The organism is Nocardia colli (assembly GCF_008704205.1).
In the GTDB taxonomy this organism is placed as follows: domain Bacteria; phylum Actinomycetota; class Actinomycetes; order Mycobacteriales; family Mycobacteriaceae; genus Nocardia; species Nocardia colli.
This window is the reverse complement of the sequence record NZ_VXLC01000079.1, coordinates 1-322: the sequence shown is the minus strand read 5'-3', so window position 1 is coordinate 322 and position 322 is coordinate 1. Positions and strand designations below refer to the sequence as shown.

Here is a 322-nt window from a genome sequence, read left to right as displayed (position 1 = left end):
CGCGCGACCGGTGTGTGTGTTGACCACGGCGCGCGACGAGTTCGATGCGGGCAAGACGCCTGCTGTCGAGATCGATCGCCTTGCGCTGTCGGACTACTCGGATGCGCCGGTGACCGATGCGGAACGTCTTGCGCCGCTGCACCCGTCGAACACCGCCTATGTCATCTTCACTTCGGGTTCGACCGGTCGGCCGAAGGGGGTCGCGGTCGCGCACGCCGCTATCGTCAACCGCCTCACCTGGATGCAGGCCGAGTACCGCTTGAACGACACCGATGTGGTGTTGCAGAAGACGCCCGCCACCTTCGACGTGTCGGTGTGGGAG

General features: G+C 65.5%; 1 protein-coding gene. It reads left to right on the top strand.

What is annotated here, in order from left to right; all coding sequences use genetic code 11:
• Positions 1–19: 19 nt before the first annotated feature.
• Positions 20–322 (top strand): AMP-binding protein (locus F3087_RS45780; protein WP_396897622.1); only part of this gene is annotated, 303 nt, incomplete at its 3' end.